Origin of the sequence: Burkholderia sp. BCC1998, from assembly GCF_905339875.1 — a bacterium.
Lineage (GTDB): Bacteria > Pseudomonadota > Gammaproteobacteria > Burkholderiales > Burkholderiaceae > Burkholderia.
On the sequence record NZ_CAJPHE010000015.1, the window covers coordinates 105,902 to 121,314 of the forward strand.

17 protein-coding genes are annotated in these 15,413 nt (G+C 67.2%); 7 read left to right on the forward strand and 10 right to left on the reverse strand.

What is annotated here, in order from left to right; translation table 11 throughout:
• Positions 1-81 precede the first annotated feature (81 nt).
• The 5 genes from U5A56_RS24175 to dapF all read right to left on the reverse strand — a co-directional run bounded on the left by U5A56_RS24175 (position 82) and on the right by dapF (position 5,213).
• Positions 82-1,155, reverse strand: coding sequence for a CobW family GTP-binding protein (locus tag U5A56_RS24175; protein ID WP_124486689.1), 1,074 nt, complete (start codon positions 1,153-1,155; stop codon positions 82-84).
• A 198-nt stretch (positions 1,156-1,353) separates the two neighbouring features.
• Positions 1,354-2,568 carry a class I SAM-dependent rRNA methyltransferase gene (locus U5A56_RS24180; protein ID WP_321810945.1) on the reverse strand — a complete coding sequence of 405 codons (1,215 nt, stop codon included), beginning with the start codon at positions 2,566-2,568 and terminating at the stop codon, positions 1,354-1,356.
• A 76-nt stretch (positions 2,569-2,644) separates the two neighbouring features.
• Complete coding sequence (xerC, locus tag U5A56_RS24185; protein WP_044847845.1) at positions 2,645-3,565, reverse strand: tyrosine recombinase XerC; 921 nt, start codon at positions 3,563-3,565, stop codon at positions 2,645-2,647.
• 13 nt (positions 3,566-3,578) lie between these two features.
• Positions 3,579-4,304 (reverse strand): DUF484 family protein, encoded by a 726-nt coding sequence (locus tag U5A56_RS24190; protein ID WP_124486687.1) that lies wholly within the window; start codon positions 4,302-4,304, stop codon positions 3,579-3,581.
• A gap of 39 nt (positions 4,305-4,343) precedes the next feature.
• A complete protein-coding gene (gene dapF, locus U5A56_RS24195; RefSeq protein ID WP_044847847.1) occupies positions 4,344-5,213 on the reverse strand; it encodes a diaminopimelate epimerase in 870 nt (289 codons plus the stop codon).
• Positions 5,214-5,632: 419 nt separating this feature from the next.
• Between dapF and U5A56_RS24200 the strand changes: the two genes are divergently transcribed.
• Both U5A56_RS24200 and U5A56_RS24205 read left to right on the forward strand, forming a co-directional pair.
• Positions 5,633-5,911, forward strand: coding sequence for a type II toxin-antitoxin system RelE/ParE family toxin (locus U5A56_RS24200; protein ID WP_044847848.1), 279 nt, complete (start codon positions 5,633-5,635; stop codon positions 5,909-5,911).
• Positions 5,912-5,925: 14 nt separating this feature from the next.
• Entirely contained in the window at positions 5,926-6,228 is a 303-nt protein-coding gene (locus tag U5A56_RS24205) for a HigA family addiction module antitoxin (RefSeq protein ID WP_257773979.1), read from the forward strand.
• 20 nt (positions 6,229-6,248) lie between these two features.
• Here the strand turns inward: U5A56_RS24205 and lpxL are convergent, their stop codons facing one another.
• A complete protein-coding gene (gene lpxL, locus U5A56_RS24210) occupies positions 6,249-7,133 on the reverse strand; it encodes a lauroyl acyltransferase LpxL (RefSeq protein ID WP_044847850.1) in 885 nt (294 codons plus the stop codon).
• 265 nt (positions 7,134-7,398) lie between these two features.
• Here lpxL and metK point away from each other — a divergent pair, with 265 nt between their 5' ends.
• A complete protein-coding gene (gene metK, locus U5A56_RS24215) occupies positions 7,399-8,586 on the forward strand; it encodes a methionine adenosyltransferase (protein WP_044847851.1) in 1,188 nt (395 codons plus the stop codon).
• 119 nt (positions 8,587-8,705) lie between these two features.
• Here metK and U5A56_RS24220 read toward each other — a convergent pair whose 3' ends face one another.
• The gene (locus U5A56_RS24220; RefSeq protein ID WP_321924896.1) at positions 8,706-9,047 is read right to left on the reverse strand and encodes a hypothetical protein; all 342 of its coding nucleotides are present in this window, start codon (positions 9,045-9,047) and stop codon (positions 8,706-8,708) included.
• A 353-nt stretch (positions 9,048-9,400) separates the two neighbouring features.
• On the opposite strand from U5A56_RS24220, the gene U5A56_RS24225 reads away from it, so the two are divergent.
• Positions 9,401-10,174: a phytanoyl-CoA dioxygenase family protein gene (locus U5A56_RS24225; RefSeq protein WP_044847853.1), complete on the forward strand. Its 774-nt coding sequence runs from the start codon at positions 9,401-9,403 to the stop codon at positions 10,172-10,174.
• A 158-nt stretch (positions 10,175-10,332) separates the two neighbouring features.
• On the opposite strand, the gene U5A56_RS24230 is transcribed toward U5A56_RS24225, so the two are convergent.
• A complete protein-coding gene (locus U5A56_RS24230; RefSeq protein ID WP_044847854.1) occupies positions 10,333-10,539 on the reverse strand; it encodes a DUF3185 family protein in 207 nt (68 codons plus the stop codon).
• Between the two features lie 184 nt (positions 10,540-10,723).
• Between U5A56_RS24230 and mgrA the strand changes: the two genes are divergently transcribed.
• Positions 10,724-11,767, forward strand: a complete 1,044-nt coding sequence (mgrA, locus tag U5A56_RS24235) for an L-glyceraldehyde 3-phosphate reductase (RefSeq protein WP_124486683.1) — start codon at positions 10,724-10,726, stop codon at positions 11,765-11,767.
• Positions 11,768-11,886: 119 nt separating this feature from the next.
• Here the strand turns inward: mgrA and U5A56_RS24240 are convergent, their stop codons facing one another.
• Both U5A56_RS24240 and U5A56_RS24245 read right to left on the reverse strand, forming a co-directional pair.
• Entirely contained in the window at positions 11,887-12,072 is a 186-nt protein-coding gene (locus U5A56_RS24240; protein WP_014895742.1) for a hypothetical protein, read from the reverse strand.
• A 308-nt stretch (positions 12,073-12,380) separates the two neighbouring features.
• Positions 12,381-13,262: a DMT family transporter gene (locus tag U5A56_RS24245; protein WP_124892306.1), complete on the reverse strand. Its 882-nt coding sequence runs from the start codon at positions 13,260-13,262 to the stop codon at positions 12,381-12,383.
• 832 nt (positions 13,263-14,094) lie between these two features.
• On the opposite strand from U5A56_RS24245, the gene U5A56_RS24250 reads away from it, so the two are divergent.
• Together U5A56_RS24250 and U5A56_RS24255 are read left to right on the forward strand one after the other, a co-directional pair.
• Positions 14,095-14,307 carry a hypothetical protein gene (locus U5A56_RS24250; RefSeq protein WP_011886311.1) on the forward strand — a complete coding sequence of 71 codons (213 nt, stop codon included), beginning with the start codon at positions 14,095-14,097 and terminating at the stop codon, positions 14,305-14,307.
• Positions 14,308-14,356: 49 nt separating this feature from the next.
• Positions 14,357-15,388 (forward strand): serine/threonine protein kinase, encoded by a 1,032-nt coding sequence (locus U5A56_RS24255; RefSeq protein WP_321810941.1) that lies wholly within the window; start codon positions 14,357-14,359, stop codon positions 15,386-15,388.
• The last annotated feature ends 25 nt before the right edge of the window (positions 15,389-15,413 follow it).

Consider the following 15,413-nt stretch of genomic DNA (forward strand, 5'->3'; position numbering starts at 1 on the left):
TGCCCGGAAACGGCACCCGCAAGCGCCGCGGCCGCCCGCGAAGGCGGCCGCACGGAAGGCCTGCGACGCCGGCCCGACCGCTCAGGCGAGGCAGGCGTCGAGGCCGTCGGTGATCAGGTCCTGCGGCAGGTCGACGCCGATGAACACCATCTTGTTGGTCTTCTTCTCGACCGGCAGCCACTTCGCGGCGAGGTCGCTGCCCATCATCTGGTGCACGCCCTGGAACACGACCTTGCGGTCGACGCCCTTCATGTACAGCACGCCCTTGTAGCGCAACATCCGTTCCCCATAGATCTGCAGGATGCCGCCGAGGAAATCCTCCAGCTTGTTCGGGTCGAACGGGCGATCGTTGCGGTACACGAACGACTTGATCTTGTCGTCGTGGTGCGCGTGATGGTGATGGCCGTGGTCGTGATCGTGCGCGCATTGACCGTGATCGTGGTCGCAATCCGCGTGATCGTGATCATGGTCGTGATCGTGATGATGGTGCGCGTGGTCGTCCTCGGCGAGGAAATCCGGGTCGATCTCGAGCTTCGCGTTCAGGTTGAAGCCGCGCAGGTCGAAGATTTCCTTGATGTCGGCTTCGCCAAAATTCACGACCTTGATCGTCGCCTTCGGGTTCATGTGCATCAGGCGGTGCTTGAGCGCCGCGACGGCCTGGTCGTCGACGAGGTCCGACTTCGTGATGAACAGGCGATCGGCGAAGCCGACCTGGCGCTGCACCACTTCATGTTCGTCGAGCTGCGCGTTCGCATGCTTCGCGTCGACCAGCGTGATGACGGCGTCGAGCAGGAAATCGTCGGCGATCTCGCTGTCGATGAAGAAGGTCTGCGCGACGGGGCCCGGGTTCGCGAGGCCGGTCGTCTCGATCACGATGCGGTCGAAGTCGAGCTTGCCTTCGCGCTTCTTCGCGGCGAGATCGCCGAGCGCGCGGGCGAGGTCGCCGCGGATCGTGCAGCAGATGCAGCCGTTGCTCATCTGGATGATCTGCTCGTTCGTGTCCTGGACGAGGATCTCGTTGTCGATGTTCTCTTCGCCGAACTCGTTCTCGATCACGGCGATCTTCATGCCGTGCTGTTCGTTCAGGATGCGCTTGAGCAGCGTCGTCTTGCCGCTGCCGAGGAAGCCGGTGAGGATGGTGACGGGAGTGGCCATGTCGGTCGCCTGTGGTTCGTGAATCGGGGTCAAAACCAGGGTGTGTGCGTCGCGCCGTCGACTCGCGAGCCGGGGCGCACAAACATCCATTGAAACATACCTGTCAAGCCCTCGCCCGTCGTCCGGACGACAGGCGAGAGCGCGGTTCCGCCAGCGCACGAACGGCCGGCGGACGGGTCTGCGTCTAGATCGGGGCAATTAGACGATTTGCAACAGCAGGCCCTTCAGATATTCGCCTTCCGGGAACGCGGCGAGCAGCGGGTGATCGACGCCCGCGCCGAGCCGCTTCAGGATCCGCGCGTCGACCTTCGCGTCGGCGGCCGCGCCCGCGACGATCTTCTGGAACAGGTCCATGTCGATCGCGCCCGAGCACGAGTACGTGAACAGCAGGCCGCCCGGACGCAGCAGCCTGAAGCCGCTCAGGTTGATGTCCTTGTAGGCGCGCGACGCGCGATCGACGCTGTCGCGGGTCGGCGCGAACTTCGGCGGATCGAGCACGATCAGGTCGAAGCGCTCGCCTTCGTCGACGAGGCGGCGCAGCGTCTTGAACGCGTCCGCGTCGAGCCAGGTCGCGCGGTCGGGATCGAAACCGTTCGCGACGACGTTCTGCTGCGCGAGCGCGAGCGCGTCGCCCGACGAATCGATCGACACGACGCGTTTCGCGCCGCCCTTGAGCGCCGCGAGCGAGAAGCCGCCCGTGTAGCAGAAGCAGTTCAGTACGTCGCGGCCGTCCGCGTATTGCGCGACGAGCGCGCGGTTGTCGCGCTGGTCGACGTAGAAGCCGGTCTTGTGGCCGTTCGGCACGTCGACGTGATAACGCACGCCGTTTTCGTTCGCGATCAGCGTCGCGGGCGGCGCGTCGCCGGCGAGCACGCCGGTCGTCTGCGCGAGCCCTTCCTTGTCGCGGATCGACACGTCCGAGCGTTCGTACACGTTCGGGCAGCCGGTCGCGCCGCTGAGCGCCGCGACGATCGCATCCTTCCATGCCTCGACGCCCGCGGCCATGAACTGGCACACGAGCTGGCCGCGCGGCGCGGCGCCCGGCTCGGCCGTGTCCGCGACGTAGTAGTCGACGATCAGCCCCGGCAGCCCGTCGGCTTCGCCGAACACGAGCCGCACCGCGCCCGTGCCCGACACCATCGTCGTGCGGTGCGCGACCGCGCGCTGCACGCGGCGCTTGAAGAAGGCGTGATCGATCGGCTCGTTCTCGTCGAAGCTCCACACGCGCACGCGGATCTGCGACTGCGGGCTGTACGCGCCGCGCGCGAGGAAGCGGCCGTCGTGCGCGCGCACGACCACGGTCGCGCCGGGGGCGGGCGTGCCGTCGACGCGGTCGATCGCATTGGCGTAGATCCACGGATGCCGGCGCAGCAGCGATTTTTCCTTGGACGGTCTGAGTGTGACGGTTTGCATGATCGGATCGATTGGGGCCGCGGACGGCGCCGGCCGTTGCCGGCCGCCGCGCGCGGCGGGTAGGGCGGGACGCGCGTCAGTCGCGCTTCTTCGCGCGCGGATGCGCGCTGTCGTAAATTTTCGCGAGATGCTGGAAGTCGAGCGACGTGTAGACCTGCGTCGCGGCGACGCTCGCGTGGCCCAGCAACTCCTGCACCGCGCGCAGGTCGCCGCTCGACTGCAGCACGTGCGTCGCGAACGAATGGCGCAGCACGTGCGGGTGAACGTTGGCGGGGATGCCCGCGGCCAGCGCCGCGCGCTTCACGCGATCGCGCACGACGCCCGGCGCCATCCGGTTGCCGCGCACGGACACGAACAGCGGATGCGGATCGTGCTTCACGAATTCGCCGCGCACGGCGAGCCACGCGTTCAGCGCCTCGATCGCCTTGCGGCCGACCGGCACCTTGCGCTCCTTGTTGCCCTTGCCGCGCACGGTGACTTCGGCTTCGGCGAGATCGAGCCAGCCGGCCGAGCGGTAGCCGTCGGCCTGCGTGTACATGACGTCGAGCCCGACCAGCTCCGCGAGGCGCAGCCCGGACGAATAGAACAGCTCGAGGATCGCGTGATCGCGGATGCCTTCGGTCGTGCCGGCGAGCGGCGTATCCATGAGTGCGACCGCATCGTCGACCGACAGCGCCTTGGGCAGCGATTTCTCGCGTTTGGGCGCGCGCACCCCGGCAACGGGATTCGCGGGCATCTCGATGCGCTGCGCGAGCCAGCGATAGAACGCACGCCATGCGGAAAGCCGGTGCGAGATCGAGCGAGCGGACAAGCCGCCCGCGTGCGCGCGCACGACCGCGCCGCGCATGTCGGCGGCCGTCAGCGCGTCGAGCGGGCGGCCGGCGGCGAGTTTCTTCAGTTCGTCGAGTTCGTGCGTGTACGCACGCAGCGTGTGTTCCGACAGCTGTCTGACGTGTTTCAGGTTCGACAGGTAGGCGGCGATCGGATCGTCGGTCATCGCGGGAGCGATCTCAATGCGGCAGCAGGCGCGTGAGCGCGGCGCTCGCGAGCGTCGCGATCTGCGCAAGGAAGTCGGTCGCCATCCCGTCGTGGAAGCGGCGCGGATCGGGCGAGCCGAGCACGAGCAGGCCGAACGCGGGCGCATCGGTGCCGCCGAGCGGCGCACGCAGCGCGAGCAGCGCGACCGACGTGGCCGCGCCGTCGCCGGCCGGCGCGGCTTCGGCGCCTTCCGCCGCATTCGCGGCCGGCGCCGCGAGCGCGGGCGCGAGCCACTGGGCCGCTTCGAATCCGGTGTTCGCGCCGCAGTACGGCGTCGACAGCCCGTTCGTGAAGAGGCGCACTTCCTCGCCGACCTGGCGCGCGAAATCGGCCTGCGCATAGGTGTCGGCGACGTCCCAAACGCGCAGCGCGGTTTGCGGCACGTCGAACACGTCGGCGATGCCTTCGGCGATCGTGCGCGGCAGCGCGTACGGGTCGCGTTCCGCGATCACGCGCGCGGTCCAGCGGCTGAACTTCGCGGACAGGCTGTCGTTCTCGTGGCCGTAGCGCACGAGCTCGGCGAGCCGGCGCTCGAGATGCTTGTTCTTGTCGCGCAGCATCTCCATCTGCCGCTCCTGCAGCGAGATCGCGGCCTTGCCGTGCGGGTTCGCGAGACGGATCGTCGCGAGCAATTCCGCATGTTGCGCGAAGAATTCGGGATTGGCGAGCAGGTAGTCGGCGACTTCGCGATCGTTCATGTGGCTGGAGCGTTCTTCGGTTATCGGGACGTTGAAGGGTCAGACGTTCAGGTCGATCTCGCCTTCGAACACGGTGGTGGCGGGCCCGGACATCATCAGCGCGGCGGCTTCGTCGCGCGCGCCGCCCCAGCCGATCGTCAGCGTGCCGCCATGCGTGTGCACGGTCACCGGCGAATCGAGCAGGCCGCGCCGGATGCCGGCCGCCACCGCCGCGCACGCGCCGGTGCCGCATGCGAGCGTCTCGCCCGCGCCGCGTTCGTACACGCGCAGCTTCACCTCGCTGCGCGACACGATCTGCATGAAGCCGGCGTTCACGCGCTGCGGGAAGCGGGCGTGGCGCTCGATCAGCGGGCCTTCGTCGAGCACCGGATACGCTTCGGCGTCGTCGACGACCTGCACCGCGTGCGGGTTGCCCATCGACACCGTCGAGATCCAGCGCGTGTGGCCGCCGACGTCGAGCGGCCACAGCGTGTCGTTGCCTTCCGTCCGGCCGTCGAGCCCCGCGGCGTCGAACGGCACCTCCGCCGGCGCAAACACGGGCGCGCCCATGTCGACGACGACTTCGCCGTTGTCCTGCATCGTCAACGTGATCAGGCCCTTCATCACCTGCACGCGCACGCTGCGCTTGTCGGTCAGGCCGCGGTCGCTGACGAACTTCACGAAGCAGCGCGCGCCGTTACCGCAGTGTTCGACTTCGCCGCCGTCGCAATTGAAGATCCGGTACTTGAAATCCGCGCCGTCGACGGTCGGTTTCTCGACGAGCAGCAACTGGTCGGCGCCGATGCCGAAGTGTCGGTTGGCGAGCGCGCGCACCTGCGCCTCGGTGAGCGGCGGCAGCGCGCGCGAATAGCTGTCGAGCACGACGAAGTCGTTGCCCGCGCCGTGCATCTTGGTGAACGAGAGTTTCACTGGGTCCGGAATTCCATGGCGAACAGGGCGGCCGGCACGACGGACGCGGCGCGCCGTCATGCCGGGCGGCGTCGTTCGTCGTGCTGATCTCAACCGCAAATGATACATGCAGCCGACAGGGGCGTCCTGCGCGGGCGGGGCGCCGGGCGTCGTTCGGGGGGCGGAGCGCGGCGATGCCGGCCGATCGGCTGACTGGTCACGTGGGCACCGAGCCGGCAGATTGAGGTGGTGCGATGTGGCGAGCGTTGTCGGGACAGGTGAATCCGGCGGCATGCTGCCCGGCGTTGCCAGTGCACGGGATTTTGCCGCGTGCCTGTTTTCGTACCGGTCAAATTGACAAATCAATCAGGCGATTCGTATAGTCTGGCTATACGCCATGTGGGCCATGCCATCGAATCGCACTCGAGTGTGGGAGGCCCATGATCAAGTCATGGCAGCACAAGGGGCTGGAAGCGTTTTTCACGAACGGGAGCAAGGCTGGCATCCGGCCGGATCATGCCCCGAGGTTGCGGCGCCAGCTTGCCCGTCTCGACATGGCGAGCCAGCCGTTCGACATGAACGTACCCGGCTGGCGCCTGCATGGCCTCGCCGGCGGGCTGGAGGGTTACTGCTCGGTGAGCGTGAGCGTCAACTGGCGCCTGACGTTCAGATTCGAGGGCCCGGATGTCGTCCTGGTCAACTATCAAGACTATCACTGAGGTCATTCAACGCCATGACTCGCATCTTCAATCCGCCCCATCCGGGCGAGGCGCTGCGCGACGACGTCTTGCCGGCGCTCGGCCTGACCGTCACCGAAGCCGCCGCGCAGCTCGGCGTCACGCGCGCGGCGCTGTCGCGCATCCTGCACGGCCATGCCGGCATCTCGCCTGAAATGGCGCTGCGTCTCGAAGCGTGGTTGGGCGAGGAAAACGGCGGGAAGGCGGATCTGTGGCTGGCGCAGCAGTCGGCCTACGATCTCTGGCAGGCGCGCGCGAAAGGCGCGCCGAAAGTGGCGAGGGTGCAGGCGCGTCTCTGACGACGCGCCCGCGGTTCGACTCAGTAGAGGCTCGGCTCGCCGGGCGGGCGCGTCTTGAAGCGCTTGTGCACCCAGTAATACTGCTCGGGCATCAGCGGAATCTGCTCTTCGAGGAATTCGTTCATCCGCCGCGCGTCGAGATCGTCGTCGCCGGTCGGGTAGTGATCCCACGGCTTGAACACCTTCAGCCGGTAACCCTGGTAGTTCGGCAGCACTTCGCCGATGAACGGCACGACCTGCGCGCGGCCCGTCTTCGCGAGCCGGCCGACGGCCGTCAGCGTGCACGCGGGTACGCCGAAGAAGGGTACGAACGTCGAATTGCGCAGCCCGTAGTCCATGTCGGCGCCGAGCATCACCGGCTTGCGGTCGCGCAGCCAGCGCAGCACGACGCGCGCGCTGTCCGCGCGGCCGACCATCTCGGCGTCGAAACGCCCGCGCGCCTTCTTCGCTTCTTCCTCGAGTATCGCATTCGAGAACGGCTGGTACAGCGATCCGCAACGGCGCTGCAGTGAACGGTTCAGCCAGATCGAGCCGGCTTCGATGCCGACGAAATGCAGGCCCAGGAACAGCGTCGGGGGCAGATCGGGGTCCGTGAGATCGACCGCGCTGTCGACCTGGATCAGTTTCGCGAGCTTGCGCTCGGAGCCGAACCACTGGACGCTGCGCTCGACGTAGCTGCGGATCGCGTGGCGGAAATGCCGGCCCGCCACTTCCTCGCGCCGTTCGTCGCTCCAGTCGGGGAAGCAGAGTTTCAGATTGGTATGTACGATGCGCTTTCGCCGGCTGGGAATCTGGTACAGCAGCCAGCCGAGGCCGTCGCCGAACCGTGCGGTCAGACCGTACGGCAGCAGGGCGAGCAGCTTCAGCAAGCCGATGGCGAGGTGCGTGCCGAGGCGGCCTAGCATGCGGAATCTCCGTGGGGCCGGCTGGCCGGCGCGTTGCGAACAGGGGGGTAGGACAGCGGACGATGCAGCACGTGTGGCGCTCTGTGACAATTCACGAAAGCCGCTATAATACGGGCTTCGCCGAGTTAACTGACAACTTGCGGGGCGAAGCCGGCTGGCGCGAAGCGCGCTGCCCGGTCCTGGTAATCCGCTAAAGCGTCGCCGCTTCAGGCCCAACGAAGCTGGCTACGTGAAACCCACCGTAACCACACAGGAGCCTGAAAAAGTGGCAAACGATTATCTCTTCACGTCCGAATCCGTCTCCGAAGGCCATCCGGACAAGGTCGCGGACCAAATCTCGGACGCGATTCTCGACGCCATCCTCGAGCAGGACAAATACTCCCGCGTTGCGGCCGAAACGCTGTGCAACACGGGTCTCGTCGTGCTGGCCGGTGAAATCACCACGACGGCCAACATCGACTACATCCAGATCGCGCGCGACACCATCAAGCGCATCGGCTACGACAACACCGACTACGGCATCGACTACAAGGGCTGCGCGGTGCTCGTCGCGTACGACAAGCAGTCGCCGGACATCGCGCAAGGCGTCGACCGCGCGCATGACGACAACCTCGATCAAGGCGCGGGCGACCAGGGCCTGATGTTCGGTTACGCATGCGACGAAACGCCGGAACTGATGCCGCTGCCGATCTACCTGTCGCACCGTCTCGTCGAGCGCCAGGCCAGCCTGCGCCGCGACGGCCGCCTGCAGTGGCTGCGCCCGGACGCGAAGTCGCAGGTCACGGTCCGCTACGTCGACGGCAAGCCCGATTCGATCGACACCGTCGTGCTGTCGACGCAGCACGCACCGGACATCGAGCTGCCGGCGCTGCGCGAAGCCGTGATCGAGGAAATCATCAAGCCGACGCTGCCGGCCGACCTGATCAAGGGCGACATCAAGTTCCTGGTGAACCCGACCGGCCGGTTCGTGATCGGTGGCCCGCAGGGCGACTGCGGCCTGACGGGTCGCAAGATCATCGTCGATACCTACGGCGGTGCCGCACCGCACGGCGGCGGCGCGTTCTCGGGCAAGGATCCGTCGAAGGTCGACCGTTCGGCAGCGTATGCCGGCCGTTACGTCGCGAAGAACATCGTCGCGGCAGGCCTCGCGTCGCGCGCGCTGATCCAGGTGTCGTACGCGATCGGCGTTGCCGAGCCGACCTCGGTGATGGTCAACACGTTCGGCACGGGTCGCGTGTCGGATGCGGTGATCACGAAGCTCGTGCGCGAGCATTTCGACCTGCGTCCGAAGGGCATCATCAAGATGCTCGACCTGCTGCGCCCGATCTACGAGAAGACGGCCGCTTACGGCCACTTCGGCCGCGACGAGCCGGAATTCTCGTGGGAAGCAACCGACAAGGCACTCGCGCTGGCCGAAGCGGCTGGCGTGGAGCCGACGGCACGCGTCGCATAAGCGTCGTCCGCCTGAAACGAAAAACCCCGGCATGCCGGGGTTTTTTTATGCGCGTCGCGCGCCGGCGGAATGACGGCGCGCGCGACGATCGTGGCGGGCTGCGTGCCGCCGGCTCGACTTCAGCGTGCGCCGAACCCGAACCAGCCGTTGCTGGCCGCGAGGCGGCGCGGGCGATTGACGCGGCGCTGCGGGCCCAGCGTGCGGCGCAGCGCGAGCGCGCGCAGCGACGACGGCTTCTGCAGCAGCGAGCGCAGGCCGGCGCGGCGGGCGAACGCCTGTGCGCTCATCATCGAGAAGAACGCGTGGAACCACGCGCGGATGCCGTCCAGCCGGCTGTGCACGTGCGTGTGCTCGGCGAGCGCCTGCGTGCGCGCGCGGTGATGGCGCAGCGGGCGGGCGGGAGCGGACGGCACGACGCGCTTCGCAGCGCGGCTGAGACGGGAAGTCAGACGGAATGGCATGTGAACGATGCTTCGCTTGTATGGATGGCGCCCTTGAAGAGCGCACTGGTATGAACGGCCTCGGATGGCGCAACGGATCTTACCGAAAGTCGTTGCGCGCCGCGCCCGCCAGAATTGACAGGCCGCGACAGGCTACCGGGGTTTCATGACGTGCAAAAGTCGCGATAAACCCTTGTGCCGCAAGCGTGTCGTCGCATACCGCCTGTCGCTGAGGCTCGCGCGGCGCCGCACAGTTCCCTTGAGCCAGATCAAATCGGCGATTGGCATGCCCCTGCGTACGACAATGGCGCTGTTCGCGGCATCCGGCGCCGATTTACAATCGTCACATTCACACAATAAACGTCTGGCATCCCATGTCGTCTTCATTGCAGTCGGAATCGATCCGCGCGCAAGTCGCGGAATTGCGCGAACGCGGCTTCGTCGTCGCGCGCGGCCTCGTCGGCGAAGCGCAGTGCGCGACGCTCAAGCAGATCGCGGCGCGCCAGTTGCAGGAAGCGGCGGAGCCGATCGAGTTCGAGGCGGATTTGCGCTACCCGGGCGCGCCCGAGTCGAAGCATGCGCCGGGCGGGCATACGGTGCGGCGGCTGCTGGACGCCTACACGCGCGATCCGGCGTTCGCCGAGCGCGCGATCGCGCCGGAAATCGGCGCGTGGATGCGCGAGTACTTCGGCGAGCAGCCGGTGCTGTCGCGCGCGCATCACAACTGCATGATGACGAAGCATCCGGCGTACGGCAGCCTGACGGGCTGGCATCGCGACTTCCGCTACTGGTCGTTCGAACGTGCGGACATGGTGTCGGTGTGGCTCGCGCTCGGCCCGGAAACGAATGAAAACGGGGCGCTCTGGCTGGTGCCGGGCTCGCACACGGCCGAATTCGGGCCGGAAGCGTTCGACGACGCGAAGTTCTTCCGCAGCGACCTGCCGGAAAACCGCAAGATGATCGACGCGGCAACCTGCCCGCCGCTCCAGACGGGCGACGTCGTGTTTTTCCACTGCAACACGCTGCATTCGGCGGGGCAGAACCGCTCCGACCAGGTGAAGTTCTCGCTCGTCTACACGTATCACGGCGTGAGCAACCGGCCAGTGCCGGGCACGCGTTCGGCGGCGAAGCCGGAAGTGCAGTTCTAGCAGCGGTTCGGGCGGCGCTGCAGCCGCGTCGATGATTCGATGCGGCGCGGCGGCCGCATGAGCGGATGAAGAAACGGGCGGCCTGGCCGCCCGTTGCGTTTTGTGCGGCCCGCATCGCGCGAGGCGGGCACGTCGTCGTGCGTCGCGCGGCTGCGTGATCAGCGCTTGTTGGCCGGCATCGCGAGGCCGATCAGGCCGATCAGCATCGCGACGGCGCCGCCGGCGATCAGCAGGATCGTTTTCGTGGCGGGCGAGCCGGTGAAGAAGCGCGACACGTTGTCGTTGATCGAATGGAACGACTGGCCGCCGAAATACAGCAGCACGACGCCGCCGACGAGCAGCGCAACCGAGATGACCCGGGACATACCAACCTCGCTGTAACGGTGATTCGAGACGCCGCAGTGTAGGCGACGCGCGCAGCCGCGTCCATTGCCGTGCGCGCATCGGCCACGTTCGCTACCATAGCCGTCGTATGTTTCCTTCGCCGCCGGCGCGTGATGTTCGCGCGCGGCGCGCGTCCCTTCCCCGACGTCCTGACGGAACCGACTCATGGCCTACGAAGCAGCTTCCGAACGTTATGCCGACATGCAATACCGCACCTGCGGCAAATCCGGGCTCAAACTGCCCGCCCTGTCGCTCGGCCTGTGGCACAACTTCGGCGACTCGACGCCGATCGCGACGCAGCGCGAGATCCTGCGCACCGCGTTCGACCTCGGCATCAATCACTTCGACCTCGCGAACAACTACGGGCCGCCGTACGGCAGCGCCGAAACCAACTTCGGCCGGCTGCTGAAGGAAGATTTCCGGCCGTACCGCGACGAGCTGCTGATCTCGACGAAGGCCGGCTGGGACATGTGGCCGGGGCCGTACGGCAGCGGCGGCGGGTCGCGCAAGTACGTGCTCGCGAGCCTTGACCAGAGCCTGCAGCGCATGGGCCTCGACTACGTCGACATCTTCTATTCGCACCGCTTCGACGCGCACACGCCGCTCGAGGAAACCGCCGGCGCGCTCGCATCGGCCGTGCAGCAGGGCAAGGCGCTGTATATCGGCATCTCGTCGTACTCGGCCGCGAAGACGCGCGAGATGGCCGAACTGCTCGCGCAATACAAGGTGCCGCTGCTGATCCACCAGCCGTCGTACAACATGCTGAACCGCTGGATCGAGCCGGACCTGCTCGGCACGCTCGACGAGATCGGCACGGGCAGCATCGCGTTCACGCCGCTCGCGCAGGGGCTGCTGACGTCGAAATACCTGAACGGCGTGCCGGACGACGCACGCGTGAACAAACCGGGCGGCGGCTCGCTGAAGCAGGATCACCTGAGCGCGGAGAACCTCGAGCACGTGCGCAAGCTCAACGGCATCGCCGAGCGGCGCGGGCAGAGCCTCGCGCAAATGGCGCTCGCGTGGGTGCTGCGCAATGGCCGCGTGACGTCCGCACTGATCGGCGCGAGCCGTGCGGAGCAGGTGCGTGAAAACGTCGGCGCGCTGAAGAATCTCGAATTCTCGGCCGACGAACTCGCGGAGATCGATCGACACGCGATCGAGGGCGGCATCAATCTGTGGGAAAAGCCGTCCACCGATCAGGCGATCTGACCGGCAGCAACGACCGTCGATACGGGATGCGAAGCATTGCATGCCGTATCGCCGCGCACGCACACACGCCGTCGCGTCGCTGCAATGCAGCGACGTGACCGCCGCGCGCCGACGCGTGGCTAGAGGAGTGCAGGCAGGCCCTCGACGAGCAATACCGCAACGCCGACGCCGAGGATGACGCCGAGCACGCGCAGCAGGTTGTGGCGGAATTCGGTTGCGCACGGCACCGCGCCGAGAAATAGCGCTCCGGCCAGCGCCATCGGAATCAACAGGATGAAGTCGCCGATCGTGAAATAGGTCGTCATGCGTGTCTCCGTAGTCGGCCGGAACAGGCGCATGCGCGTCTTCCAGCCCCATGCCGGGCATTTCTCTTGTTGGGCCGACCGATTCGCGATTGCGAGCGGGTCGGACAGTTCGAGTATAGGCAAGCTCGCCGCGTTTTTCGCTATCCGAACCATTAAAAGTATGCGGAAAACCCGGGGGATTCCGCATTTTTTCCCGCGAATTGGACGAATGCCTTGCGCCAGTCTTTCCCGTTCCTTTCGATTGGTGCGGAAACGTCGTACGTGTTCGCTACGGGCTGCCGCATCCGCGGGCGCGGCAGCCCGGCCGCTTATGCGCGATCGGGTTGCGCGCGAACGGCGGGCGTGCGGAACACGAGCGCGAGGCCCCCGACGATCGCCCCCATGCCGGCGAGCGCGAGCGGTTCGGGCCGGTTGCCGAGCCAGAGCGCGTCCATCAGCGTGGTGACGACGGGCACGAGATAGAACAGGCTCGTCACGTTGACGAGATCGCCGCGCTGCATCAACCGGTAGAACAGCAACTGCGCGATCACCGAGATCACGATCCCGAGCCACAGCAGCGGCACGACGAACGCCCAGCCGATCTCGAGCGAGATCGGCCGGAACGGCAGGATCGCCACGCACAGCACGAGGCCGATCGCGTTCTGCAGCGGCAGCACGTCGGCAGGCGCCGCGCGCACGCGCTTTTGCAGCAGCGAGCCGGCGGTCAGCGCGACGAGCGCCGTGAGCGCGCAGGCGACGCCGATGACCGGCAGGCCGGCACCGCCCACGCCGCGGCACACGACGAGCGCGAGACCGGCCAGCGACAGCCCGAGCCCGGCGATACGCATCGGTTGCCAGCGCCGCTCGACGATCGCGAGCGTGAGGATCGGCTGCACGCCGAGGATCGTCGCGAGCACGCCCGGCGCGATCCCGCGGTCGAGCGCGAGCAGGTAGAAGATCGAGTAGCCGCCCATCATCAGCAGGCCGGTCAGCGCGGCCATGCGGCGCTCGCCGCGTGGCGGCAGCCAGCGTCCGCGCATGACGGCCAGCGCGAGCAGCACGAGTGACGCGAGTGCGAATCGCGCGGTGAGAAAGACGAACGCGGATGCGTGATGCAGACCGAGTTCAGCGAAGATCGCGCCGCTGCTCCATAGCAGGACGAAGAGCGACGTCACGCCATGCGCGGCGAGCGCGCGTTTGAACGAAACCATGTGAATCCACCTGTCGAACGGATCGAAACGTTCCATGTCGCGCGTGCGGGAACGCGTCGTGCGCGATCACGCACGAACGGCCCGAACGGGCAAATGGAAAACGGAAACCGGAAGCCGGCTGGTCAGCCGACGCGTGCCGCCGGCGGGGGCGGCGCGGCGCCGACGAGCGGCGGTGCGACAGGAGGAGGGAGGACCGACGGATGCGCGCACGCCTGCGGCCGCGAGTCGAACTGCGGCCGGGATTTTGCGAGAGCGGACGTGAGCGGATGCATCGTGTCGAAATGCGCTTGAACGCGAATGAACGTCAAAGGTAACGCAAGGCGGTCGTGCAGCGCAACCGGCGGCGCACCGGCATCGCCATGCACTATGGCGCCACGACACGATGACACTACGACATCACGCCGCACGCCGCGCGTCGGTAGCCGCGTGAGTCTTGTTCGAGGAAAGGAGACGCGGCATTGAGGCGCGAGGCCGCGGGCGTGGTTCCGTTCGCTGCGCTCACGCGAAGTCTCCTCGCGACCGGGCAAAGGGCAGACGATACGCCTGTCGTGCGATTCGCGTGCGCGCCGCGCGTATGGCCGGATTCGGCGGACGGTCACATTCGACAGGGTATGATGGGGGTATCCGCCCGTGCAAGCGCACGCGCGGCGCAGTGGTTGATTGGAGACATTCGACGAATTCGCGGCGCTTCGCCTGCTTCTTCTTCTTTTCGCGCTTCGATAAACCGTGAACAATGGGATCACGCGCAACACCCCGACGAGGGCGGCGCGGATCGTGCATTTGCCGGCTCGCCAGCGAGCCGGGTTTCAAGTTTCAAGAGTGGGGAACCATCATGCATGTCGGGTCGATTGTCTGCACTACCCATATCGCAGTGCCGAAGGGCGCGCGCGGCATCGTTCAGCGCGTTCTGGGCGACATGGCCATGGTGACCTGGTACGCGGGCGTGCCGGGCGAGTCGAAGGAACTCAACACCGAGCCGTTCTTTCTCGAGGACCTGATCGACACCGGCGAATCCGTGCTGCCGGCCGGCGCTGCGATCCACTGAGCGCGCGTGCCGCACCGGGCGCTCGTGTTTCGGCGCGGCTGACGGCACAATGCGGGGCATGAAAGACGACACTTCCGCCCCCGCAGCTCCTGCCGGCCCGCCGTTCGCCGGCCTCACGCCCGAGTGCGTGCTCGACGCGCTCGACAGCGTGCTGATGCCGTCCGGGCTGCGCACCGACGGGCGCCTGCTCGCGCTCAACAGCTACGAGAACCGCGTCTACCAGGTCGGCATCGAAGACGGCCCGCCGGTCGTCGCGAAGTTCTACCGGCCCGCGCGCTGGTCGGACGACGCGATCCTGGAAGAACACGCGTTCGTCGCCGAGCTCGCCGCGCGCGAGATTCCGGCGGTGCCCGCGCGCGTGTTCGACGGCCGCACGCTGCACGCGTTCGACGGCTTCCGCTTCTCGATCTTCGAGCGGCGCGGCGGCCGCGCGCCTGATCTCGACCGCAGCGACACGCTCGAATGGCTCGGCCGCTTCATCGGCCGGATTCACGCGGTCGGCGCGACCGAGCCGTATGTCGCGCGTCCGGTGCTCGACATCCGCACGTTCGGCTACGAGCCGCGCGACTACCTGCTCGCGCACGATTTTCTTCCCGACGATGTCCGGCCCGCCTACGAGACGGCGGTGAACCTCGCACTCGAAGGCGTCGAGGCCGCGTTCGAGCGTGCGGGCGAGATTCGCCTGCTGCGCACGCACGGCGACTGCCATCCGAGCAACGTGTTGTGGACCGACGCAGGCCCGCATTTCGTCGACTTCGACGATAGCCGGATGGCGCCCGCCGTCCAGGATCTGTGGCTGCTGCTGCCGGGCGATCGCGAAGGCGCGTCGCGCGCGCTCGCGGACCTGCTCGCCGGTTATGAGGACTTCTGCGAATTCGAGCCGCGCGAGCTGCATCTGGTCGAAGCGCTGCGCACGCTGCGCTTGATCCACTACGCGGCCTGGCTGGCGCGCCGCTGGGACGATCCGGCGTTTCCGGCCGCGTTCCCGTGGTTCAACACGCATCGCTACTGGGAAGCACGCGTGCTCGAGCTGCGCGAGCAGATCGGCGCGATGCAGGAAGGGCCGCTCTGGCCCGTGTGACGTGCGACGGCGCGCGCGGCAGCGT